Source organism: Halorussus halophilus (assembly GCF_008831545.1).
Classification (GTDB): domain Archaea; phylum Halobacteriota; class Halobacteria; order Halobacteriales; family Haladaptataceae; genus Halorussus; species Halorussus halophilus.
The window spans coordinates 3,572,966-3,596,074 of sequence record NZ_CP044523.1 but is presented as its reverse complement, the minus strand read 5'-3'; the positions used below and the strand labels follow the sequence as shown (position 1 = coordinate 3,596,074).

Sequence of the window (23,109 nt, the reverse complement as noted above, 5' to 3'; positions counted from 1 at the left end):
GCGGTGAAAGTGGAGGTCTCGATTCGTGGGGTGGCCAATCAATTTTTCCACTTCCTTCACATCTCGAACAGTAGTGGCGTCACAGAACCTCGACACCGACGAGTTCGAGGACCGGTCGACCGACCAGCAGAAGCCCAAAGAGTCGATTCTGGCCTCACAGATAGACGAAGGGCTGAACGAACTCGAACGGCCCGCGAGCGGCCTCTTTCTCTCGGCACTCTCCGCGGGTCTCGACATCGGCTTCGGCCCCCTGCTCATGGCCGTGCTGGCGACGCTCGTCGGAAGCGCGTGGGGCGAACCGCTGACCAGCCTCCTCATCGCCAACGCCTACGCCGTCGGGTTCATCTTCGTCGTATTGGGACGGTCAGAGTTGTTCACCGAACACACGACTCTGGCAGTCCTCCCAGTCCTCGACAAGCAAGCCTCGCCCGGGCAACTCGGCCGTCTCTGGGGCATCGTCTACGTGGGCAACGTCGTCGGCGGCGCGGTGTTCGCCGTCTCGATGGTGTATCTGGCTCCGGCGTACGGCATCGCAGAGACTAGCGCCTTCACCGACATCGCGTCGAAACTGGTCGAACACGAACCTCTCGTTCTGCTCGCTGGCGGCGTCCTCGCGGGGTGGATGATGGGCCTGCTCTCGTGGCTCGTCGCCGCCGCCCAAGAGACCACCTCGCGGGTGTTCTTCGTCTGGCTCGTCACGACGAGCATCGGCGTGGCCCACCTTCCCCACTCCATCGCGGGCAACGTCGAAGTACTGGCGGGAACTATTGTGTCGGCGAGCATTTCGCCGCTCGACTATCTCGAATTCCTCGCGCTCGCGACGGTCGGTAACGCCATCGGCGGCACCGTCTTCGTCGCGCTCCTGAAGTACGGGCACGTGGTTCGCGGAGGCAAGTAAAGCGGGGACGGGCCTACACTTCGACCTTGGCGACCGCTTCGACTTCGACGAGCATCTCGGGGTCGATGAGTCGCGCGACCTGCACCATGCTCGTAGCCGGACGCACGTCGCCGAACACCTCGCCGTGCGCTCGCCCGACTGCCTCCCACTGGTCGATATCGGTGACGTAGATTCGCGTTCGCACTACGTCCTCGACGCTCGCGCCCGCTTCTTCGAGCGCAGAGACCACGTTTGCGAGCGTCTGCTTCGTCTGCTCGTAGGGGTCGCCCGCGCCGACGAGGTTGCCGTTTTCGTCTGTCGCTGTCGTGCCGGAGACGTGTACCTCGTCGCCGACGCGCACTGCCCGCGAGTAGCCGACCTTCGGTTCCCACTCGGTGCCACTGGAGACGTTTCGGCGGTCCATGCGTGGTACAGGCGGTGGCAAAGCAAAACGCTACTCGTCGTCAGTCGCCAATCACTCGGCGGCCAGAAATTCCACGACGGCCTCCTCCGCGGCGGCGTTGGGTTCCAGCCACGGCACGTGACCCTCGCCGTCGAGGACGACCAGTTCGGCGTTCGGCATGGCTTCGACCGTCTCCTCGCCGACGTCCGGCGGCCAGAAGTAGTCCTCGGTGCCCCAGACGAATCGGGTGGGGATTTCGCTCCCCGCCAACTTCTCCCTGAGGTCGAACCGCTGACGCATCCCCCGGAACGTCCCGAGTGCTTCCAATAGCGACCAGAGACTCTCGTGCTGGCCGGGCAACTGTTCGCCGAGAAGTCCGACTTCGAAGTAACAGTCCGGGAGCGCCGAATCGTCCACCACGTCCAGTCGCCGGGCCGCGGCGCGCGCTTCCGGAATCGTCTCGGCAGTCGTGTAGTCGAACAGCCACCGACCGAACAGTGGCACGTCAAACAGTCGGAACAGGAACGGAACCGACCGAGAGAGTCCCGCCGGTGCGCCGACGAGACAGAGTTTCTGAACGCGTTCGGGATAATCGACGGCGAGCGCCAGCGCCTGAAAGCCGCCGAGCGAGTTGCCCATCACCGCAGTCTCGTCGATTCCGAGCGAGTCGAGGAAGTCCGCGACGTAATCGACCGAGAAGTGCCGGAAGCCGGTCTTTCGGTAGTCTACAGCAGACGAAAGCCCCCGTCCAGGTCGTTCGGGCACGTAGACGGTGAAGTGGTCAGTCAGCGCGTCGAGCAGCGGAATCCAGACGGCGGCCGTGCTACCGAGACCGTGCAAGAGCAGGAGCGGCGGTCCCTCGCCCGCGGTTAGATAGTGGACACGACTGGCGGGACCGTCGAGTTCGACGTACTTCGATTCGGCGTCTACGTCGTAGTAGTCACAGAGATTCCCGAGTGTGTCGAGATACGGTTCGGCCTCCGCACTCGGGTCCGCGGCGTGGTGGAGGGTCATGGTACTCCTATCGAACGTCCGAGAGAAAAACGTTGGTATAAGGGCAGGTGTCTACGTCCCGTGTTCCCAGCTACCCATGTAGTCGGCCTGCTCGGGGGTGAGGTCGTCGTACTCGATGCCCTCGGCCTCCAATTTAATCTCGGCAATCTCCTTGTCCAGTTCGTCCGGCACGTCGTGGACGCCGGCGTCGTAGGTCTCGCCGTTCTCCACCATCTCGCGCACGCAGACGAACTGGATGCCGAAGCTCTGGTCCATGACTTCGACCGGGTGGCCCAGCGCGATTGGCGAGGCGAGGTTCACGAGGCGACCTTCCGCGAGGACGTTGAGGCGGCGACCGTCCGCCATCTCGTATTCGTGGACGCCGTCGCGGGCGTCGCGCTCTGCGACTGCGAGGTCCGAAAGCTGGTCTAAGTTGACCTCCACGTCGAAGTGACCTGCGTTGGCGAGCAGGACGCCGTCTTGCATCTTCTCGAAGTGTTCCGTCGTAATCACGTCGCGGTTGCCCGTCGTCGTGAGGAACACGTCGCCGACTTCGGCCGCCTCGGTCATCGGCATCACGTCGTAGCCCTCCATGTGGGCTTCGAGCGCGCGCCGGGGTTCGACTTCCGTGACGATGACGTTCGCGTTCTGGCCCGACGCCTTCTTGGCGACGCCGCGACCGCAGTCGCCGTAGCCCGCGACGACGACGTTCTTGCCCGCCCACGAGAGGTTCGTGGTCATGGCGATGTTCGCAAGCGAGGATTCGCCCGTGCCGTGGACGTTGTCGAACAGGCGCTTCATCGGCGTGTCGTTGACCGCGAAGACGGGGTATTCGAGTGCGCCGTCGTCGTCCATCGCGCGCAGTCGGTGGACGCCGGTGGTCGTCTCTTCGGCACCGCCGACGATGGAGTCGATGAGTTCGGGGTAGTCCTCGTGAATCGCCGCGACGAGGTCCATGCCGTCGTCCACGGTGATGGTCGGTTCGAGGTCGATGACGGCCTCGATGGCCTCGTAGTACTCCTCGTCGTCCACGCCGCGCTTCGCGTAGGAGTCGATGTTCGGGTGCTCGTCGAGTGCCGCGCTCACGTCGTCGTGCGTGGAGAGCGGGTTACAGCCAGTGACCACCACGTCCGCGCCCGCTTCGGCGAGCGTCTCGACCAGCACTGCGGTCTTGGCTTCGACGTGCATCGCCATCCCGATTCGCTGGCCGTCGAACGGCTTCGAGTCGCCGAACTCGTCCTGAATCGCGGTGAGAATCGGCATGTGTTCGCGCGCCCAGTCCATCTTTCGATGGCCTTCCGCGCGAGCAGATTCTACGTCGTCTACCTGCTCGCTAATCGTCGGGTAGTCTACCATACGCGAAAACATGGGGACCGCGCCCAAAACGCTACCGAAGCGGAGTAGCGAACGCTACCGAAGGCGGATTCGGTGTGCGGTACCAAAGGTTGACGCGGTGGTTCGTGATCGATTCAGTCCACGAAAAACGAAGCAGGTCAGCAGTGCGATGCGAGGGCGTTAGTTGCCTTTGCCGTTGTTGCCCTTCTTGGCCTTGTCGTTGCCGTTGCCCTTCTTGTCGTCGTCCGTCTCGTCGTTGCCGTTACCGGAGTTACCGGGCGACTGGTCGTCGTCGCCTTCAGCGGTGCTGTTGTCGGGGCCGCCAGCGTGTGCGGGCTTGCCCGTGTCCTTCTTGCCTGCGTCGTCAGGCTTGCCAGCGTGGTCGGGCTTGTGTTCCGAACCGGGGTTGTTCGACGTGACGAACTCCGAGATAGCCTGACCGAGCGGGCCGTCGGTGTCGCCCGCGTTGAGCATCTGGTGGACGAACGAGGAGACCATCTGGCCGAAGGATTTCGGTTCGTCCGACTCTTCGGCGGTGGTCAGCGTCGCCGTCGTCGTCTCCGAAAGGTTGCCGCTCTCGGCCGTGACGGAGACGGTCACGTTCTGTTCAGGTTCGGGGAGCGAGACGGTCCCGTCCGGTCCCGTCTCGTAGTCGCCCGCTCCCGCGTACGTGCTGTTGTTGTCAGTCGCTTCGACGCTCACCGAGGCGTTCGCGACCGCAGAGTCGTTCGCGGTGACCATCACCGTCGCACCGTCGTTGCCGACGTTTTCGACGGAGACGGAGAGGCTGTCGTTCGCCGTTGCGTTGGCGGCGGTACTTCCTGCGACACTGCCCGCAGACGCGAGTGCCGACACGAGCAGAAGGCCAGCAAGCGCGACGGCGGTCAGGGTTCGTTTCGAGTTCATTGCAAATCGTCCTGATGCGAAAGGACACATTAAACCCCGACTGCCGTTCGGATGGTTCAGGGGGGTGTTCGGATAGTCCATAAAAGCCACATATTCGTCTAGAAAGTTTAGAACGCCCGCAGAACGTTTAATCTCGATTAGGTCAACGAGTCATTTCTTCGCTGTCACGTAGAGAAATCTGTACATAATTCGTCACTCGGCACGCTCGACTGCGGCGGCGGCGTGTTCCTCCGCCTTCGACCGCACTGCGGCCGCATCGAGGGTCAGCACGTCCCGGTCGTGCATGAGGACCTGTCCGTCACAGATAGTGTGTCGAACGTCCGACCCGCGGGCCGCGTACGCGAGGTGACTCACGAGGTCGTGATGGGGCGTGAGGTGCGCGGCGTCTAAGTCCAGCACGGCGATGTCGGCGTTCGCACCTTCCTCGATTCGGCCGCTATCGAAGCCGAGCGCACTCGCGCTTCCTCTCGTCGCCATCTCCACGACTGCTTCGGCGGGCACCGCGCTAGCGTCCTCGGCGGACAACTTGCCGAGCATCGCGGCGTCTCGCATCTCGTCGAACATGTCTAAGTCGTTGTTCGAGGCCGCACCGTCGGTGCCGAGACCGACCGTGACACCCGCATCGAGCATCTGCTGGACGGGAGCCATCCCGCTGGCGAGTTTCATGTTCGACGCCGGGCAGTGGACGACCGCAGTTCCCGACTCGGCTAAGAGGTCGATTTCGGTCTCGTCGGTGTGGACGCCGTGGGCGACGAAGTCCGATTGCTGGGTCATGTCTAGTTCGCGGGCGTATTCGAGCGGTCGTTTGCCTTCGTCCTCGACGATTGGATCGACTTCGTGGCGCGTCTCGTTGGCGTGGTAGTGAAGCGGGATTTCCGCTTCGCGGGCCTTGGCGACGTATTCGCGCAGATACTCTTCTGCGACGGTCGTCAGGCTGTGGGGCATGACCGCAGTCTTGATTCTGCCTCCTGCCGCGCCGTCGAATTCTTTGGCGACGTCGAGGCTCGTCTGGAAGTCCTCTCGGGCTGCTTGCTCGTCCTTGCCGACGGTCACGACCCCGTGGCCGACGCGGGCACGTAGACCGGCTTTTTCGACGGATTCGACGACTTCCGGCACTTCGAAGTACATGTCCGCGAAGGCGGTCGTCCCCGACCGAATCATCTCCAACTGCGCGAGGTCGGTGCCGACGCGCACGTCCTCGGCAGTGAGCGCGCCCTCGACTGGCCAGATGTCCTCCTGTAGCCACGCGTCGAGTTCCTTGTCGTCGGCGTAGCCTCGCAGGAGCGTCATCGCCGCGTGCCCGTGGGCGTTGACCAGACTCGGCATCACGAGGTTGCCTTCTGCGTCGAGCGTCTCGTCGCCCGCTGGGGTCTCGCCGACTGCAAGAATCGTCCCTTCGTCTGCGTCTACCAGCACGTCGCCGTCTTCGACGGTCATGTCCGGGCGTAGTACCTGCCCGCCCACGATTTGGAGCGTCGTCATGGCTCCGTCTTCTCGGGCGAGGGGTGTCAAACCATCGGGACGGAGTTTTCAGTCCAAGTCGAGCGAAACTGCCTCGGCAACTGCCTCCACGGTCGGTTCGACGGTCGGCGCAGTTCCCACGGCCTCCACCGTCTTCTCGGGCCACGCGACGCCTGCACCAGTACCGACGCAAACGACGGTGTCTGAGGCGTCGAGTTGGTTGTCTGCGATGGCTTGCAAGACGACTGCGGGCGCGAGCGCCGAGGCCGGTTCGAGGAAGATGCCGTCGTGGCCGCAGTCTCTGATTGCCTGTTCGACCGTCTCTCGGTCGGCGGCGTAGGCCGCGCCGTCGGAGTCTCGAACTGCTTGGAGTGCGTGAGTCCCAGAGGTAGTGCCCATCGTGGAGGTACTGAGTGGTTCCGGGCCGTCGTCTCTGCCGACCGTCTCGGCGTCTGACTGGTGGGCTTTGGCGAGGGGATGGCGTTCTGCCGATTCGGCGCTGACCATCTTGGGCGTGGTCTCGACGATGCCGAGTTCTCGGAGTTCTCGGAATCCCTTCCAGATACCGTAGAAGCCATCACCCGCACCGACCGGAGCGACGATGGCGTCGGGGACCTTGTCGAGTTGCTCGACCAACTCGAAGGCGATTGTCTTGTAGCCCTCGTAGACGTACGGTTGCGCAGTGTAGCGGTTCTGGAGGTTGTACCCGACGAACCAGCCACGGTCGGCGAGTTCTCGGAGCAGATTCTTGCGCTCCCCGTAGTCGGTCAGTGCCAGCGATTCGGCTCCGTAGGCGCGCATCTGACGATGGTGGGGCGTTTCGCTCGACGGCGAGACGAAAGTGAGAACCTGCTCGATTCCAGCACGGGAGGCGTACGCGGCAATGGCGCTCCCGTGGTTGCCAGAGGTCGAGGTGGCGATTTTCTCTGCTCCTGCGGCGACAGCGTGAGGAACGACCACGGCAGCGAGGCGGTCCTTCCACGACCACGTGGGATTGGTCGTCTCGTTCTTCAGGAGGACGGTGGGGTTCTCGGAGACGGTAGGAAGTTCGGTCAGTGGCGTCCAGCCCTCGCCAATCGAAATCGGGGTGATGCCCTCTGTCGGCAGGAAGTCGGCGTAGCGCCACAGGTCTCGCCGGTCGGTTTCGGGAAGAGAACTCGGCAGTTCGTCGGCGTCGAGCGCGACTTCGAGCGGGCCGCCGCAGTCGGTACACGAGGAAGACTTGTCGGCAGGGGCGGCCCTCGAACCGCAGAAGATGCACTCGAAAGTGTGGTTCATGCCAATCGATTGACTCCCACGGGAAAAGGTGGTTCGGGTGCCTGCGAAACCCGCCGATTCGACGCAACGCGAGTTCTGTAACTTTTTGTGGATATTGTCGGTCACCAATGCGGTCGGCGCACGGCTGTTGACCTCGCTGTGCGGTGCTGTACTGTAGTCGAACCAATCGTGGAAGACGTGCGAAATCTGTGCGCGGCGCGCACAGATTTCAAGCGTCGATTTTTTTGGTCCAGATTTTTTGGAGGAGGGTGCCAAGCGCCTCCGGCGCGTAGGCACCCGACGAGAAAAAAGGTGGCGTCGAAAACTAGTTCCCCGCCGAGCGAGTTGCAAAACACACATATGCGAATCGCCGTCCCGAACAAGGGCCGACTGCACGACCCGTCGATGGACCTGCTCGAACACGCGGGCCTGCACGCCGTCGATGGCGCGGACCGAAAGCTGTACGCCGACACGGTAGACCCCGAGGTGACGCTCCTCTTCGCGCGCGCCGCCGACATTCCCGAGTACGTCAGCGACGGTGCTGCAGACGTCGGCATCACCGGACTCGACCAAGTTCGGGAGGCTGACCCCGGCGACGTGACCGACCTGCTCGATTTGGAGTTCGGCCAGTGCAGACTCGTCCTCGCCGCGCCGGAAGATGGCGACATCGAGTCAGTCGAAGACCTCGCGGGGAAAACTGTCGCCACGGAGTTCCCCAACATCGCCGAGCAGTACTTCGCCGACCAGAGCGTCTCGCCGGACATCGTGGAGGTCAGCGGCGCGACGGAGTTGACGCCCCACGTCGAGATGGCCGACGCTATCATCGACATCACGAGTACGGGGACGACGCTGAAAGTCAACCGCCTCGGCATCGTGGACGAAGTGCTGGCGAGTTCGGTCCACCTCTTTGCACGCGAAGACGTGGTCGAGGACGAGAAAGTCCAGCAAATCGTGATGGCGCTCCAGTCGGTCCTCTCGGCGGACGGCAAGCGCTACCTGATGATGAACGCCCCCGCGGACAAACTCGGCGAGGTCAAGGACGTGATTCCAGGTCTCGGCGGTCCGACGGTGATGGACATCGAAGGCGACGGGAACGGCGACGGCATGGTCGCCGTCCACGCCGTCGTGGACGAACGCGACGTGTTCGAGACCATCAACGACTTGAAGAGCGTGGGCGCGAGCGGGATTCTCGTGACGGAAATCGAGCGACTCGTGGAATAACGTTCGAAGCTCGTGTTCTCTCTCGCCGTCGTCCCCTGCCCCAGACCCGGACGCTCATCACGTCTCGATACGATATTTTCTCCATGCCAACACCCACGGACACCTACCTCGAAAACCGCTTTCGCGTCCAACCGAACGACGCCAACAACTACGAGACGCTCCACGGCGGCGAGTTGATGAAGTGGATGGACGAACTCGGCGCGATGGCCGCGATGCGCTTCGCGGGCGAAACCTGCGTTACGGCGGGCGTCGAGGACCTCAGTTTCCACCGGCCGATTCCAGTGGGCGACACCGCGCTCGTGGAGGCATACGTCTACGCGGCCGGTCGAACCAGTGTCCGCGTTCGACTGCGTGCGTGGCGCGAGGACCCCAGAACGGGCGAGACCGAGCGCACGACGGAGTCGTGTTTCACCTTCGTCGCTATCGGCGAGGATGGTTCCCCCGTGGAAGTGCCCGAACTCGTGGTCGAAACCGAGGAAGACGAACGACTGCGAGAGAAAGCGCTGGCGGCAGAGAGCGACGAGGACTAATCTAGGACGATAATAAATCGGTCCAGCGAGCGATGCACTCGCCGCTCGAACTCCGATTCGACTTCCCACCCTGCCTCGCGTGCTGCGTCGGCCCACGAGCGGTCGCCGACCACGACTGCTCGCTCTGCTACTCTCTTGGCTTCTTCGAGCGCGCCCTCTACCAAATCGTCTAAGCCGAGGTTCGCAATCTTCGACTGGCGGCCGTAGGGCGCGTCGAAGACGACACCGTCGAGGCTACCGTCGGGAAACGGCAGGTGCGTCGCGTCGCCCTGCATCGTCGCCCACCCCGAGTCGAGGTAGTGGTCCAGATTCGTCGCCGCGCCGCGAGCCATCTTGCGCTGGGCGTCGGTGCCGTACACCGTTGCGCCGACGAGTCCGCCTTCGATGAGGACGCCGCCGGTGCCACACATCGGGTCGAGTATCTTCGCGCCGGGGCACGCTCCGGCGAGATTGACCAGCGCCCGAGCGAGGAGTGGGTCCATCCCACCGGGTTGGAAGAACGGCCGGTCGGTCGGTTTTCGAGTGCCGTAGTCGCGGATACTCACGGTTTCGAGCCAGCCGAGGAGGCAGGTTTCCTTGGAAAAGAGTGCCCGAAGTTCGTGGTCCGGGTCATCCAAATCGACTGTGAAACCTGCGTCCACGAGGACCTGTCCGAGTTCGCGCTCGGCGCGTTGGGTGTCGATGTCGGCAGTTTCGCGAACGTCTCGGGCACGGACGGCGACTGTGCCCTCCCTGCTCAGGTCGCTGGCTTCGAGCAGAACTTTCGCGCTCTCCACGTCGGCGTCCGTCGTGCCGAGCAACTCGCTCGCGCGGTGGGTGTAGGCGAGCGTCTGCACTCGGTCGCTAATCGTCGTTGCAGTCGCGAGTCCGGGCGCGGCGACTTCGACGCCGGTCGCCGCGCTCGCGGCCTCCGCGGCGGCGAATCGGTCGTCCTCTCCTCCGAGTTCCAGCGCGTACACAGCGTATTCGATTCGGCGGTGACTATTGGGGGTTTCGTCTGCGGACGAAGATGTTGTGGTGGTCTTCCCGGAGTTGTTTCGGTGTGGCTTAGAGTACAATGCTCACGACGATTCCGGCGTGGCTGAATGGAGGCTAGCTACACCCGATACCTATGAAGACCGCACCGCACAGCACCGCGAGGCCACGTCCTCCCAACCGACTGCGTTTCTCAGTACAGACGACGCGCCGGAGCGCGTCGTCTCGGCTTGCGATACTCGTCCCTCGCGCGAAACGGCGCGGCCAGTAAAGGCCGCGACCAGCGCGCGCCACCCAAATGTCCAATTTCCAAGAAAATTTATCAACTCCGTCCGCGCGCGAGATTCGTCCGAGGCACTAATCCCTGAGTAGGTGTGCGACATTCACTCAAGGGCTGTTAGTAATTTAATACACACACGAACCGTCCGGAGAGAGCGTCTGTCGCCGAAATGAAGCCGAGTATCGACCCCCATTTATTGCCGGTTGTCACTGACAGTCTACACAGAACATAAAAAGCGCCTGACGGAATTGTCAGGGAAGAGTACCAACCTTTATAAACCTTAAATACGACATTTAAGTCGTACATGACTGACCCAAAGGAGACCATCAACATTGAAAACGTGGTCGCCTCCACGGGCATCGGGCAGGAACTCGACCTCCAGAGCGTGGCGATGGACCTGGAAGGGGCCGACTACGACCCCGAGCAGTTCCCCGGTCTCGTCTATCGCACCCAGAACCCGAAGTCCGCAGCACTCATCTTCCGTTCCGGTAAAATCGTCTGTACCGGCGCGAAGAGTACCGCCGACGTCCACGAGAGTCTCGAAATCGTCTTCGACAAACTCCGCGAGTTGAACATCAACGTCAACGAGAACCCCGAAATCGTCGTTCAGAACATCGTCACTTCGGCGGACCTCGGACGCAATCTCAACCTCAACGCCATCGCCATCGGTCTCGGTCTGGAGAACATCGAGTACGAACCCGAGCAGTTCCCCGGTCTCGTCTACCGACTCGACGAACCCGAAGTCGTCGCGCTCCTGTTCGGGTCCGGCAAACTCGTCATCACCGGCGGCAAGAAGCCCGAGGACGCAGAACAGGCAGTTGACAAGATCGTCTCGCGCCTCGAAGAACTCGGTCTGCTCGAATAGAGCGAGACGAGCGGATTCGAATCAGTACACACAAACCGACTCGGTCCTATTTTTCGGCCATGGTCGCGCTCACTGCGCTGGTGGTCACGTTCCTGTTGGCGGTGCTGTTCTACGGCGTCACCGCACACATCGCCGCCAGATACGTCCTCGGGAGCGTGCCGATTTCGCGGGCCTTCCTCGTCGGACTAGTTCCGGCCGTTATCTCGTTCGCGTTGCAAGCGTACCAAAGCTCCCTCGGAGTCGCGCTGATTATTGTGCTCGCGCTCTCCGCGGATTTCTTCGCAATCCGGGCCGTGTACCGTATAAAGTACCGGACGACGGCGCTGGTCGCAATCGCACACTACACCATCAGCGTGCTGTTCGGGATTACCATCCTGAATCTGGTGCGGTTGCTCGGGACTGCACCGACGTAAGAGAACGAACGGCCGATCCTCAGGCTCCGAGTTCCGCCAGCAGGTGCGCGATGTGAACTCGATCGCTCGACCCTTCTGCTAAATCGACGTCCACCTCGCCAGCCAACACGGTCAACTCCGCTAACTCGTCGCCAGAGTATCGACCCGAGTGCGCAACGTCCAGAATCTCGCTTAGCACTTCCTCGCCGTCGAAGCCTTCGTCGATGAGCAGGTCGTCCAAGATGCCGCGGGCGTCGCTGAACTCCCCTGCCTCCGCGGCGTCTAACATCTCCTGAATTTCCGCGCTGACGCCGACCTCGCCGAGTACCTCGTAGGCGGCCTGCATCGTCACTTCGCCCTCTGCCTCGGCGGTGGTCTGTGCGCTCAAGATAGCTTTCCGGAGGTCGCCGTTGGCGTAGCCAGCGACGTACTCCAGTCCGCTCTCGTCGTACTCGACGCCCTCGGCCTCTACAACGTCTTTCAGCACGGCGGCGATTTCGTCGGGGGACGGCGCGCTCACCGAGACGGGGAAACACCGCGACTTGATGGGCGGGATGAGCTTCGTCGGTTGGCGCGTCGTGATGACGAACTGCGTCGCCTCGTGATGGCGTTCCATCACCCGGCGGAGTGCCTGTTGGAAGTCCTCACGAATCGCTTCGGCGTTGTCCAGCACGACCGTCTTGTAGGTGCCGGAGACCGGCGGATAGCTCGCCGACTCCTTCAGCACGTGGTTGATGAGGTCGGCCTTCGAGGAGTTGCGCCTGCGCTTGCTGTCGATGAACGACGAGAAGCGCGGGTCGTTCGAGACTTCCTTCTTCGTCATGCCGAAGAAGTCCGCGACGTTGATCTCCACGAGGTCGTTGTCCGGGTCGTCGTGGGCCGCACGGGCGAGCGCCCGCACCGCGGCCGTCTTTCCGGCACCGGGCGGGCCGTGCAGGACGAGGTTGATAGGTTCGTCCACGGCCTTCTGGAGGTAGTCCCGGACCTCGTCCTGCGGGAGGTCTTCGAGGTCGGGGGCGTACCGTTCGGTCCACAGCGGCGCGTCCATTAGGCGGAGGTAGGAACCCGCCGGGTAAGAATCGGTCGGTTGGCTATCGGGTGGTTGGCCATCGGGCACTTGGCTATCGGGCGTCGGTCCACTTCCTTCGTGCGTCCCGAGCCATCTGCTCGTGGTTCTTGTGCCACTCCGGTACGTTCGCTAACGACCAGTACTGGAGGTCGGTACCTTCGTGAGACAGTTCGAGGTCGCCACGTTCGACTGCACAGCGATAGAGGTGAACCACCAGACAGTGCGGACCGTACTCGCCGGGTCTTCGGGTGTAGACGCCGACGAGTTCTAGCGGTTCCACGGACAGACCGGTCTCTTCTCGCGTCTCCCTCACGGCGGTTTCGCGGGGCGACTCGTTCGGGTCAGTGTAGCCGCCTGGCAAGCACCACGTCTCGTCGTCTGTGCGTCGTTGCAGGAGGATGCGACCCTCGTCGTCGAAGACGGCGGCGTCGGCGCTCACCTTCGGCGTGACGCGGCCGACTTCCGACGCGAATCGCTCGCGGACTGTTTCCGCCGGGAGGTCTAGCGAGCGACCGTACCACTCGCAGGCGAGTTTCAGTATGCGTCGATATCGCGTCTCGTCGTACGGGTCGTCCGCGTATTCGAGACCGTTCAGCCCGGTGATTCGAAGTTCGTCCAACAGGGCGAGGAGGTCGTCTCCGTCGCTCGCCGAGTTCTCGTCTCCTTCGGCGTCGTCCGTCATCCCTCGGGCAGAAACACAACGTGGAGGGTGAAATCGATGGCGGAAGACCTCAGTCGCTTCAGTTGCCGTTTCCGCCGCTACCGTTCTCGCTGTTCCCCTGCCCGCTCGCTTCGAACTCGTGTTTCAGCGTCGCCGACGCGTCGTCGGTTTCGACTTCGACTTCCAGCACCGTCACGTCGGGAACGGAGATAGTCAGCGTCCCGTCAGCGTTCGTCTCGCCGACGACTGCGCCGTCGACTCTCACCGTCGCGTTCGCCACGGCACTGCCGTTCTCCGTCACTTCGACGGTGACGTTCTCGCCCTGCGTGACGTTGCCAACGAAGGAAGCGTTCAGCGCGCTCTCGCTCGACTCGTTGCCGTCCTCCGCGCCACCCTTCTCATCGACGGGGTCGATTTCCACGTCGGTACCGGACTCGCTGATGACCGGCTTGAGGATGTATTTGCCGCTCTTGCCGGCCTCGAAGACCGAGATGTCGAAGACGAAGTCGGTCGATTCGTTCGCGCCGACGGTGAACTGCTGTTTGATTTGGAGCTTGCTGCTCGGCAGTTTCACGTTCACCTGCTCGCCGTTCTTCAGCGTCCCGTTCACGTCCTCGACGTAGACGAAGACGGCTTGGTACGTGGTCGCGTTCGCGTCGAACGACCCGACGTGCGTCGCGTTCGGGCCGGTCAGTTCGGTGAGGTCGATGGTGCGGTTATCGACTTCGTAGTTCTGCCACGAACTGTTGGACTCGTTGCCGGACTTGAGACCGACCTTCGAGACCGTGACGTTCAGATGCTCGAAGTCGCCCATCGCGTTCTTCTCGTCGCTGACGTAGAACTCGACGGTGCCCTGACTCGCGCTCGACGTGCCCGACTCAGTTTGGGCGGTCGTCGCGCCCGCGTCAGTCGTCCCGGAAAGCTGCGTCGTAGTCGTCGTGCCTGTGCTACCAGTGCCGCCGGAACAACCGGCGAGCAACAACATGACCGTCACGAGGACGGCGGCGTATCGCTTCATTGCATTTTGGTGTGTCGAAATAGATAGTAATAAACGGATGTTCCTGTTCAGGTACGTTCCACACCCGACGCTATCTTGCGATTAAACGATACTGAACCGTTTAAAAATTAGATTGTCGTCAAGTCAGACGACGAGAGTCGTCACGCCTCTGCCGTCGTCGTCTCGGCGGGTGCTGCAGTGGTCGTCGCTTCGGCGGGCGTCTCGGTCTCTTCAGCTTCCGTCGTCTCTTCGTCGTCCGCTTCGGTCGTCGCTGCCGCCGTAGTCTCCGCGGGCGGTTCCGCGATGGTGATGACCGCGAGGTCACCGAATCCTTGGCTGTAGATGCCGTGGATGTACTCGCCCGACGGGACTCCGGTCGTGTTTATCTCGAAGGTGACAGTACGCTCTTCGCCACCCTCTAGGGTGACGTCTTGGCGAGCGATGACGGTCCCTTCGAGTCGGAACGCGATACTCTGGGTCGTCTGCTGTTCGTTCGGGTTGCTGATGACGGCGGAGACGTTGATGTCGTCACCGGCCGCCGCTTCCTCGGGTGCGTCGAGTTCACTGACTTCGAAGGACGCGAGGTCTGCGGGTTCCTCTGTCGTCGTCTCGACAGGCTCCTCGGTGGTCGTCTCTGCCGGCTCTTCGGTCGTGGTTTCCACCGGCTCTTCGGTGGTCGTTTCCACCGGTTCCTCAGTCGTGGTTTCAACTGGTTCCTCAGTGGTTGTTTCGACCGGTTCTTCGGTCGTCGTTTCCACCGGTTCCTCAGTTGTGGTTTCCACTGGTTCTTCGGTCGTCGTCTCGACCGGCTCCTCAGTGGTGGTCTCCACCGGTTCCTCGGTCGTCGTTTCCACCGGTTCTTCAGTCGTGGTTTCGACTGGTTCTTCGGTCGTCGTCTCGACCGGCTCTTCAGTCGTGGTTTCCACTGGTTCCTCAGTCGTGGTTTCGACAGGCTCCTCGGTGGTCGTCTCCACCGGTTCCTCAGTCGTCTCCGGCTCCTCCGGCGTCGTCGTCATCATGGGCGGCTCTGGCAGTTCCATGTCGGCCGGTGCCGTGATGACGAACGTGACGTTCTCGATGGAGATGTCCCGGAGGACGAACCGAACCGTCTGGATGTCCCCAGAGAGCTGTTCCTCGACGGTCGCTTGGGCCGCCGCAGGGTCTTGGGTGGTCACGTCACCCGCAGCCATGTCCTGCTGAGCGAGAACCTCAGAGAGATTGATTTCGACGCGTCGGTCGCTGACGGACACGTCACTGACCGTCTCAGTGCGGTCGGGTTCTTCGGAATCGCCGATGACGAACGACCACTCGTCGATCTGCAGTTGCTCTATCTTGAAGATGAACTGCTGTTGGTCCTCGGCGGGTTCTTCGGTGGTCGTCTCCACCGGCTCTTCTTCCTCAGTCGTCGTTTCGACCGGCTCCTCTTCTTCAGTGGTGGTTTCGACTGGTTCCTCTTCTTCAGTGGTGGTTTCGACTGGTTCCTCTTCTTCAGTGGTGGTTTCGACTGGTTCCTCTTCTTCAGTGGTGGTTTCGACTGGTTCCTCTTCTTCAGTGGTGGTTTCGACTGGTTCCTCTTCTTCAGTGGTGGTTTCGACTGGTTCCTCTTCTTCAGTGGTGGTTTCGACTGGTTCCTCTTCTTCAGTGGTGGTTTCGACTGGTTCCTCTTCTTCAGTGGTGGTTTCGACTGGTTCCTCTTCCTCAGTCGTCGTTTCCGCCGGTTCCTCACCGACGCTCACCATCCCTTGGTCTACGACTATCTGTCCGTCAGTGGTGTACGGACCGTCCGTGGCACCGTTGGCGATAACGAAGTCGTACACTTGGTTCTCGTTGGTGTCCAAGTGCGGCATGGCGATGAGCGACTGGCTCTCGTTGAGGGGACGAGCGAGCGTGATTTCCACGTTCTCGTGGGTCCCCGCTTCGAGGTAGTCCGAGACGCCGACGACGCTCCCGACGGCGTCACCGTCGAGTAGCGTCTCGTCGTGGATGGCGACGAAGCCACCCTCCGAGAGCGTCACCGAATCGACGACTATCGTCGCGCCGTCGTCGGACGTTTGGTCGCTAAAGGTTACGTTTGCTGTGGGCTGTCCGTCTTCGTCTTGGAGGCTAACCGCGTTCGCTCCGGCCGCTTGGCTACTGTCGCCGGTTACTGCGAGCGACACCGCTGTGCCACTGGCGAGCACCAGTAGAACGGCCATGAACACGGCGCTAAAGGTCCTGTTGTCACGTGTCATTTGTACCCCCCTAATCCGCGAACAAAGCGACGTGAAGGCCGCGAATAAACGGGCGCGACCGTTCACGCTTGTAACACGCTGATACGGCCGTATAGGCCCGACTTAGCTTCGTATTTCCCCGAACGGGTTCCACTCGTAACCGAGCGTTTCGCGCGATGTAACCGGAGTTGCGAGCGGACGCCGACGCGAGCGGTTTCGAAGCGGGTTTACTCCTCGCGGTCCGACGAAGGGACATGACGATGCGCGTGACCTTTCTCGGCACCAGCGGGGCCGTTCCGACGACCGAACGCAACCCCAGTTCCATACTGGTCAACCGGGAGGGCGACCGCCTGCTGTTCGACGTCGGCGAGGGGACACAGCGCCAGATGATGAAGTTCGGCACTGGCTTCACCGTCTCCGAGATTTTCGTCACGCACATCCACGGCGACCACGTGCTGGGACTCCCTGGCCTCGTCCAGACGTGGGACTTCAACGAGCGCGACGACCCGGTGACTATCTACACGCCACGAGGGACCAAGCGCGACATCGAGACGCTGGTCCACGCCGCGGGAAACGACCCGTCGTTCCCGATTCACATCTACGAAGTCGCTCCTGGCGAGACTGCAGTGCGGCACGACGACTACGAGGTCCGCACCTTCGACGTGAGCCACGACACCAACGCGGTGGGTTACGCCCTGGTCGAGGACGACCGAAAAGGACGCTTCGACCGAGAGAAGGCGGAAGAGTTGGGCGTTCCGGTCGGCCCGAAGTTCTCGCGACTCCACGAAGGCCAGTCGGTCGAACTGGACGACGGTACCACTATCGAACCAGCACAGGTCGTCGGCGAGGCCCGGCCGGGGAGGACGTTTGCATACACTGGCGATACGCGACCCACCGACACCGTGGTCGAAGCCACCGAAGACGCCGACCTGCTGGTCCACGACGCCAGTTTCGCCGACGACGGCGAGGAGCGAGCGAACAAGACCGGTCACTCGACGGCGCGACAGGCGGGCAGTATCGCCCGGCAAGCAAGTGCGAAGCGACTGGCCTTGACCCACATCTCCTCGCGGTACGGCAACGACACCTCTCAGCATCTGGAAGAGGCGCGCGAGGAGTTCGACGGCGACGTCTTTGTTCCGGACGACGGCGATATCGTAGACGTGGAGTATCCGGAGGAGTAGGTCAACCTCGACTCCGCGCCGGATTTATATCTGGTCGAACCCTACCCTCGCCCGTGAACGCGCGCACGAGTGCCCTCGACACGCTCGTTTTCGGCGTAGACATCCAGAGTGGGGACGTGCGGGGCGACTCGCCGTCCTACGCGCTGGTCGCCTTCGACGGCGAGAACCTCGACAAAGACGTGGTGAGCCATCGAAAGCTGATGCGACTCGTCGAACGCGAGGAACCTGCTCTCTTGGCGACCGACAACATGTACGAACTCGCGTCCGACAAGGACGCCCTCGTCCACTTTTTGCGCGGACTCCCCGATTCGACGCGACTCGTGCAGGTGACCGGCGCGGAGCGACCGGAACCGCTCTCGCGAGTCGCCTCTCGCCACGGCGTCCCCTACGGCAAGGACCCGATGAAGGAAGCCGAGGCGGCCGCCAGACTGGCCGCCGGGAACGTCGGCCACGAGGTGTCGGCGTTTACGAACACCACCGAAATCAAGGTGTCTCGCGGTCGCTCGACGGGGAAGGGCGGCTGGAGCGAAGATAGGTACACTCGGCGCATCCACGGCGCAGTTCGAAAGCAAACGAGAGAAATCGAGTCGGAACTCGATTCGGCCGGACTCGACTACGAACGCGACGCGACGGAGAAGTACGGCGGTCTCTCGAATGCGATTTTCAAGGTCGAAGCGCGGCCCGAGGACATCCCGGTCTCGAATCGCCGGTCCGGAGACGTTCGGGTCGAAATCGAACGCGAGCGCAGAGACGGCATCGAGTTCGAACCCCTAGCCAAGCGCCGCGACCACGTGCTGGTGGGTATCGACCCCGGCACGACGACGGCCGTCTCGGTGGTCGGCTTGGACGGCACCGTCTTGGACGTGTTGAGTACGCGCACTGCGGGCACCGCCGAGGTCATCGAGTGGATAATCGAGCGCGGGCGACCCATCGTCGTCGCCGCCGACGTCGAACCGATGCCCGAGACGGTGGAGAAGATCCGCCGAAGCTTCGACGCCGCGGGGTGGATTCCCGACGCCGACCTGCCGGTGGACGAGAAGCAACACCGCACGCGCGACCACGACTACGACAACGACCACGAACGCGACGCGATGGCCGCCTCGCTGTTCGCCTTCGACGCCCACGAGGAGCAGTTCGACCGCATCGCCAGCAAGATTCCGATGAACGTGGACCGCGGGGAGATTACCGCTCGCGTCGTCGCAGGCGACGACACGGTCGAAACCGCACTCGACGCACTGACCGAGGACGACGACGCTGGGGAAGAAGACGAAACCCAGCACGACCCACGAGAGCTAACAGAGGACGAGAAGCGAATCAAGGAACTCGAACGGCAGGTCGAGCGCCTCGAATCGCACGTCGATGACCTGAACGAGACGGTGGACACGAAAGGCGAGCGCATCGCCGAACTGGAAAACGAACTGAGTGACGCGCGACGCGAGGAGCGCAAGGAAGCGAAGGAGCGCCGCGTCGTCACCCGACTGGAGCGCGAGAACGACCGACTGGAACAGAAAGTCGAGGAGCGCGACGAGGAAATCGAAGAACTAGAGGGCAAACTCGCACGACTCAAGGAACTGTGGAAACTCGACCACTCGAACTTCAGCGACGTGGCCGAGAAGAAGCAGGGACTCGTGCCGGTCAAACCGGTGGTAAAGTTCACCAACGAGGACATCGACTCGGCCCACGAGAACTTCGGACTCGCCGAAGACGACGTAATCTTGCTGCGGGACGCCAGCGGTGCCGGACGCTCGACTGCCGAGCGACTGGCCGAATTCGACCCGAGGGTCGTCCTCAAGCACGGCGGTCTCTCGGAAGTCGCCGACGAAGTGCTGTTCGAACGCGAGATTCCAGTCGGTCCCGCAGACGACGTGACGATTCAGGAGATAGACGAATTGGCAGTGGCGCGGGAGAGCGAGGTGGAGTCGGTTATTAGCGACTGGGAGGACCGCGCCGAGGAACGTCGGCAACAGAAGAAGGAAAACCAACTCGACCAACTCATCAGCGAGCATCGCGCGGAGCGACGCTACGAGTCGCGGACGAGCGGTCAGAGTTCCTGAAGTTGCTGTTTCTCGGGGGTTAGAACCACTCCCGCAAGCAACCGACCCCGCCGACGAGACTTCCGAGTGCGATTGCGCCGAGACCGAGAGGGGCGAAAATATATCCGAAGTCCATCGAGCAAGTATTGATGCCGCCATCGGGCGTGTAGACGATGTCGAGACCGAGAACGTCGATTTCTTTCAGTTCGAACCCGCCGGGTGGTTCGCCAGAGTAGCCGACAGCCGTACAACCGACTGTCGCGCCCGTGAGAATCGAGAGGGCGAACACGACTAGCCCCATTGCGAGCAGTATCCCGCCGATTCGAATCGCGTTCATCGCGGAGAGCTTTCTCAGCTAGCACCTAAATTCCTTGCAGAGGTGTAGTGAGAAGTACCACGAGAACCACCAGCATAGTGTCGGAAGCCTCAAGCCACGTGCGGGACACAAATCGCGTATGGACGCCTACGACTTGATTACGCGGAACGTCGAGGAAGCCGTCACCGAGGAGGAGGTGGAAGAGCTAGCCGACGACCCCGAAGGGAAGCGGGTCTACGTCGGCTACGAGCCATCCGGCGTGCTCCACATCGGCCACATGCTGACTGCCAACAAACTCATCGACCTGCAGGAGGCGGGCATGGAAGTCATCATTCTACTGGCGGACGTTCACGCCTACCTCAACGGCAAAGGCTCCTTCGAGGAAATCGAGGAAACGGCCGAGAAGATGCGAGCGCAGTTCCTCGCGTACGGTCTCGACGAAGAGCAGACCGAGTTCGTCTACGGCTCTGAGTACCAGCTAGACGACGACTACGCGCTGGACCTCCACAAACTCGAACTCGGCACGACGCTCAACCGCGCCCAGCGAGCGATGGCGGAGTTGCAGGGCGGTGAGACGGCGAAGGTCAGCCACGTCGTCTACCCGCTGATGCAGGCGCTCGACATCGAGTACCTCGACTTGGACCTCGCGGTCGGCGGTCTCGACCAACGGAAGGTTCACATGCTCATGCGCGAAGAACTGCCGGAAATCGGCTACGAGGCCCGGCCGTGCATTCACACGCCGATTATCGCCGACCTCGGAACGGGCGAGGGGAAGATGTCCAGCAGTTCGGGTGTCACCATCTCGATGGAGGACTCGACGGAAGACATCGAGGAGAAGGTCAACTCGGCGTTCTGCCCGCCGACCAGAAATCCGGAGGGCGACCTCGAAAACCCGGTGCTGGAAATCTTCCAGTTCCACGTCTTCCCGCGATTCGAGCAGGTCGTCGTGGAGCGACCCGACGAGTACGGCGGCAATCTGGAGTACGACGACTACGAGACGCTCGCGGACGATTTGGAGAGCGGCGAACTCCACCCAGCGGACGCGAAGGGCGCGCTGGCGGACTACTTGGACGAGTTGATTGCACCAGGGCGCGAGAAGTTGCGCGAGTTGGAAGGATAGCGGCGAGGGGGATTTCCTCCTGCGGTAGGTCACCACCGTGAAGAAGACGTGAGAAATCTGAGCGCGGCGCGCTCAGATTTCGAGCGTCCGTTTTTTGATCGACATTTTTTGGAGTGCCGAGGGACTACGTCCCTCGAACCATGCGAATAGCGCGGAACGACGTTCCGCGGACCGTGCGAGCGGCGAAGCCGCGAGCAGACGGCCTGCGGCCGTGAGCAGAGAGCGGTACCGAGCACCTTCGGCGCGACGGCACCCGACGAGAAAAAAGGTCGTTCTTATTGGAAACCGCCCGGACCGCCACCGCCGCCCATCATCCCGCCGAGGCCGAAGTTCGCCATCAGACTGGAGACGAGCCCCCACGCGGTGAGGACGACACCGAGGACGACCAGCGCCATTCCGGCGGCGATGATGAGGTTCTTGAGGGCGATGATTGCGATACCGGCGAGGAGCATCAGCACCCCGGCGATGCCTTTCGCTCCGAGTTTTCCGAGCATACACCGGCATGGGGACGGCGGCGACTTAAACACTCGTGGTACGGTCGGCAGGTAGTTCACCGGCGAACCCTGTAAGAGTTAAACGTCCGGAAATCAAAGTCATCGATATGAGTGACAACGACGGCGGACGGCGGAAGAACCTCCGCATGCCCGACGACGACGAGGTGTTCGCCACCGTCACCAATATGCTCGGCGCGAACCGAGTGAAAGTACGGTGTGCCGATGGCAAGGAACGAACCGCTCGCATCCCGGGCAAGATGCAAAAGCGCATCTGGATTCGAGAGGACGACGTCGTGCTAGTCGAACCGTGGGACTGGCAGGACGAGAAGGCAGACATCACGTGGCGCTACGAGAAGCAGGACGCCGACCAGTTGCGCGACGAAGGGCATATTCAGTAGAACCTTTTCCTGCGGGGTGGTCGCAGAGCGACCACCCGCTGGCAAAACGTACATGAAAATCACCGGAAGACAAACCGCGTCTTCCGAGCAATCGGTCGCTACGCTCCCAATGACACGTCGTCACCCCCTCCGGAGGCCGCTTTGCGGCCTCCTTCGAGGGTTCCTCGGACGCGCTCACTTCACGAGGCGCGCGGAGCGCGTCTCGCTTCGTTCGCGGTAGTTGAAAATAGTTCTCGACAGCTACCGCTCAGCACCGCAAACAACCACCGCACAGCACCGAGAACAGCCACCGGACGGCCCAGCACCGCAGGTGTCAGATGTACCAGTGTCGTCGTCGCCTGCTGGTAACATGCAAGTCATCCCAAACGGCAAGACAGCGGGGTTTCGTTCGGTGGTTAAAGGAGCGGTACTTACTGTCTCGTATGTCCCAACAACTGGAGACCGACGACTACGACGTAGACCACGACGCGGAGTTCCCCGGAGTAATCGAAGCGATTCGAACGCGGCGGTCGGGCCACAACTTCGACGCTGAGGCCGAAATTTCCGACGAGACGCTGGAAGCGCTCGTAGAGGACGCCGCGCTCGCGCCCTCCTCGTACAACCTCCAGCCGTGGGAGTTCGTCGCCGTGCAGGACGGGGAGCGACTGGACGAGGTCGTGGAGTTGGCGTACGGTCAGGAACACATCAAGGACGCCGGAACGGCGATTCTGGTGGTCGGCCACAGCGAGGCCGAGACCGCAGACCGCGTCTTCGGCGAGTGGGAAGAAGCAGGTCGCATGGACGAACAAGCCGCCGAGGAGACGAAAGCCACCGCGGTCGGGATGTACGACGACGAGCGGATGGGCCGAGACTACGGCATTCGAAACGCCAGTCTGGCTGCCGAGAACCTCATGCTCTCCGCGCACGCGAGAGGGTTGAAAGCGACGCCGATGATCGGCTTCGACGCCGAAGGTCTCTCGGAGTTCCTCGAACTCCCAGACGACAAGATTCCGGTGATGCTCGTGGCGGTCGGCGAGAGCGGTGGCGAAGAACCGGAGCGACTCCCACGACGCGGCGTCGAGGAAGTGCTCCACCGCGAATCCTACTGAGCGGAGCGTATACCCACCCTTTTACCGTTCGACGCGCTAGGTCGGAG

At 62.3% G+C, this 23,109-nt stretch carries 23 protein-coding genes; 10 read left to right on the top strand and 13 right to left on the bottom strand.

Annotated elements, in window-relative coordinates; all coding sequences use genetic code 11:
* Window positions 1–73 precede the first annotated feature (73 nt).
* Window positions 74–898: a formate/nitrite transporter family protein gene (locus F7R90_RS17865; RefSeq protein ID WP_158058749.1), complete on the top strand. Its 825-nt coding sequence runs from the start codon at window positions 74–76 to the stop codon at window positions 896–898.
* 13 nt (window positions 899–911) lie between these two features.
* Here F7R90_RS17865 and F7R90_RS17860 read toward each other — a convergent pair whose 3' ends face one another.
* The 6 genes from F7R90_RS17860 to F7R90_RS17835 all read right to left on the bottom strand — a co-directional run bounded on the left by F7R90_RS17860 (window position 912) and on the right by F7R90_RS17835 (window position 7,253).
* Complete coding sequence (locus tag F7R90_RS17860; RefSeq protein WP_158058748.1) at window positions 912–1,301, bottom strand: RidA family protein; 390 nt, start codon at window positions 1,299–1,301, stop codon at window positions 912–914.
* 51 nt (window positions 1,302–1,352) lie between these two features.
* A complete protein-coding gene (locus tag F7R90_RS17855) occupies window positions 1,353–2,294 on the bottom strand; it encodes an alpha/beta fold hydrolase (protein WP_158058747.1) in 942 nt (313 codons plus the stop codon).
* 51 nt (window positions 2,295–2,345) lie between these two features.
* Window positions 2,346–3,629, bottom strand: coding sequence for an adenosylhomocysteinase (locus F7R90_RS17850; protein WP_158058746.1), 1,284 nt, complete (start codon window positions 3,627–3,629; stop codon window positions 2,346–2,348).
* Window positions 3,630–3,788: 159 nt separating this feature from the next.
* Window positions 3,789–4,514, bottom strand: coding sequence for a hypothetical protein (locus F7R90_RS17845; protein WP_158058745.1), 726 nt, complete (start codon window positions 4,512–4,514; stop codon window positions 3,789–3,791).
* A 192-nt stretch (window positions 4,515–4,706) separates the two neighbouring features.
* Window positions 4,707–5,996: an amidohydrolase gene (locus F7R90_RS17840; protein WP_158058744.1), complete on the bottom strand. Its 1,290-nt coding sequence runs from the start codon at window positions 5,994–5,996 to the stop codon at window positions 4,707–4,709.
* Window positions 5,997–6,044: 48 nt separating this feature from the next.
* Window positions 6,045–7,253: a threonine synthase gene (locus tag F7R90_RS17835; protein ID WP_192498355.1), complete on the bottom strand. Its 1,209-nt coding sequence runs from the start codon at window positions 7,251–7,253 to the stop codon at window positions 6,045–6,047.
* A gap of 339 nt (window positions 7,254–7,592) precedes the next feature.
* Between F7R90_RS17835 and hisG the strand changes: the two genes are divergently transcribed.
* Together hisG and F7R90_RS17825 are read left to right on the top strand one after the other, a co-directional pair.
* The gene (gene hisG / locus F7R90_RS17830; RefSeq protein WP_158058742.1) at window positions 7,593–8,453 is read left to right on the top strand and encodes an ATP phosphoribosyltransferase; all 861 of its coding nucleotides are present in this window, start codon (window positions 7,593–7,595) and stop codon (window positions 8,451–8,453) included.
* Between the two features lie 83 nt (window positions 8,454–8,536).
* Window positions 8,537–8,983, top strand: a complete 447-nt coding sequence (locus F7R90_RS17825; RefSeq protein WP_158058741.1) for an acyl-CoA thioesterase — start codon at window positions 8,537–8,539, stop codon at window positions 8,981–8,983.
* Here the strand turns inward: F7R90_RS17825 and F7R90_RS17820 are convergent.
* On the bottom strand, window positions 8,980–9,942 hold the full coding sequence (locus F7R90_RS17820; protein ID WP_158058740.1) for a methyltransferase domain-containing protein: 963 nt from the start codon (window positions 9,940–9,942) through the stop codon (window positions 8,980–8,982). The genes F7R90_RS17825 and F7R90_RS17820 overlap by 4 nt on opposite strands.
* Before the next feature lie 600 nt (window positions 9,943–10,542).
* Here F7R90_RS17820 and F7R90_RS17815 point away from each other — a divergent pair.
* Both F7R90_RS17815 and F7R90_RS17810 read left to right on the top strand, forming a co-directional pair.
* Window positions 10,543–11,103: a TATA-box-binding protein gene (locus F7R90_RS17815; RefSeq protein ID WP_158058739.1), complete on the top strand. Its 561-nt coding sequence runs from the start codon at window positions 10,543–10,545 to the stop codon at window positions 11,101–11,103.
* Between the two features lie 59 nt (window positions 11,104–11,162).
* On the top strand, window positions 11,163–11,516 hold the full coding sequence (locus F7R90_RS17810; RefSeq protein WP_158058738.1) for a DUF7473 family protein: 354 nt from the start codon (window positions 11,163–11,165) through the stop codon (window positions 11,514–11,516).
* A 19-nt stretch (window positions 11,517–11,535) separates the two neighbouring features.
* On the opposite strand, the gene F7R90_RS17805 is transcribed toward F7R90_RS17810, so the two are convergent.
* The 4 genes from F7R90_RS17805 to F7R90_RS17790 all read right to left on the bottom strand — a co-directional run bounded on the left by F7R90_RS17805 (window position 11,536) and on the right by F7R90_RS17790 (window position 16,453).
* The gene (locus F7R90_RS17805; RefSeq protein ID WP_158058737.1) at window positions 11,536–12,543 is read right to left on the bottom strand and encodes an AAA family ATPase; all 1,008 of its coding nucleotides are present in this window, start codon (window positions 12,541–12,543) and stop codon (window positions 11,536–11,538) included.
* 73 nt (window positions 12,544–12,616) lie between these two features.
* Complete coding sequence (locus tag F7R90_RS17800; RefSeq protein WP_158058736.1) at window positions 12,617–13,246, bottom strand: NUDIX hydrolase N-terminal domain-containing protein; 630 nt, start codon at window positions 13,244–13,246, stop codon at window positions 12,617–12,619.
* A gap of 58 nt (window positions 13,247–13,304) precedes the next feature.
* A complete protein-coding gene (locus tag F7R90_RS17795; RefSeq protein ID WP_158058735.1) occupies window positions 13,305–14,243 on the bottom strand; it encodes a DUF4382 domain-containing protein in 939 nt (312 codons plus the stop codon).
* A gap of 140 nt (window positions 14,244–14,383) precedes the next feature.
* Window positions 14,384–16,453, bottom strand: coding sequence for a DUF7282 domain-containing protein (locus tag F7R90_RS17790; RefSeq protein WP_158058734.1), 2,070 nt, complete (start codon window positions 16,451–16,453; stop codon window positions 14,384–14,386).
* Window positions 16,454–16,686: 233 nt separating this feature from the next.
* On the opposite strand from F7R90_RS17790, the gene rnz reads away from it, so the two are divergent.
* Both rnz and F7R90_RS17780 read left to right on the top strand, forming a co-directional pair.
* On the top strand, window positions 16,687–17,613 hold the full coding sequence (rnz, locus tag F7R90_RS17785; RefSeq protein WP_158058733.1) for a ribonuclease Z: 927 nt from the start codon (window positions 16,687–16,689) through the stop codon (window positions 17,611–17,613).
* 53 nt (window positions 17,614–17,666) lie between these two features.
* On the top strand, window positions 17,667–19,667 hold the full coding sequence (locus tag F7R90_RS17780) for a DUF460 domain-containing protein (RefSeq protein ID WP_158058732.1): 2,001 nt from the start codon (window positions 17,667–17,669) through the stop codon (window positions 19,665–19,667).
* 19 nt (window positions 19,668–19,686) lie between these two features.
* On the opposite strand, the gene F7R90_RS17775 is transcribed toward F7R90_RS17780, so the two are convergent.
* The gene (locus tag F7R90_RS17775) at window positions 19,687–19,983 is read right to left on the bottom strand and encodes a hypothetical protein (RefSeq protein ID WP_158058731.1); all 297 of its coding nucleotides are present in this window, start codon (window positions 19,981–19,983) and stop codon (window positions 19,687–19,689) included.
* 118 nt (window positions 19,984–20,101) lie between these two features.
* Here F7R90_RS17775 and F7R90_RS17770 point away from each other — a divergent pair, with 118 nt between their 5' ends.
* On the top strand, window positions 20,102–21,082 hold the full coding sequence (locus F7R90_RS17770) for a tyrosine--tRNA ligase (RefSeq protein WP_158058730.1): 981 nt from the start codon (window positions 20,102–20,104) through the stop codon (window positions 21,080–21,082).
* A 275-nt stretch (window positions 21,083–21,357) separates the two neighbouring features.
* Here the strand turns inward: F7R90_RS17770 and F7R90_RS17765 are convergent, their stop codons facing one another.
* Window positions 21,358–21,576: a DUF7470 family protein gene (locus F7R90_RS17765; RefSeq protein ID WP_158058729.1), complete on the bottom strand. Its 219-nt coding sequence runs from the start codon at window positions 21,574–21,576 to the stop codon at window positions 21,358–21,360.
* A 107-nt stretch (window positions 21,577–21,683) separates the two neighbouring features.
* Here F7R90_RS17765 and eif1A point away from each other — a divergent pair, with 107 nt between their 5' ends.
* Window positions 21,684–21,974, top strand: coding sequence for a translation initiation factor eIF-1A (gene eif1A, locus F7R90_RS17760; RefSeq protein ID WP_158058728.1), 291 nt, complete (start codon window positions 21,684–21,686; stop codon window positions 21,972–21,974).
* Between the two features lie 422 nt (window positions 21,975–22,396).
* On the top strand, window positions 22,397–23,062 hold the full coding sequence (locus tag F7R90_RS17755) for a nitroreductase family protein (protein ID WP_158058727.1): 666 nt from the start codon (window positions 22,397–22,399) through the stop codon (window positions 23,060–23,062).
* Window positions 23,063–23,109 lie beyond the last annotated feature (47 nt).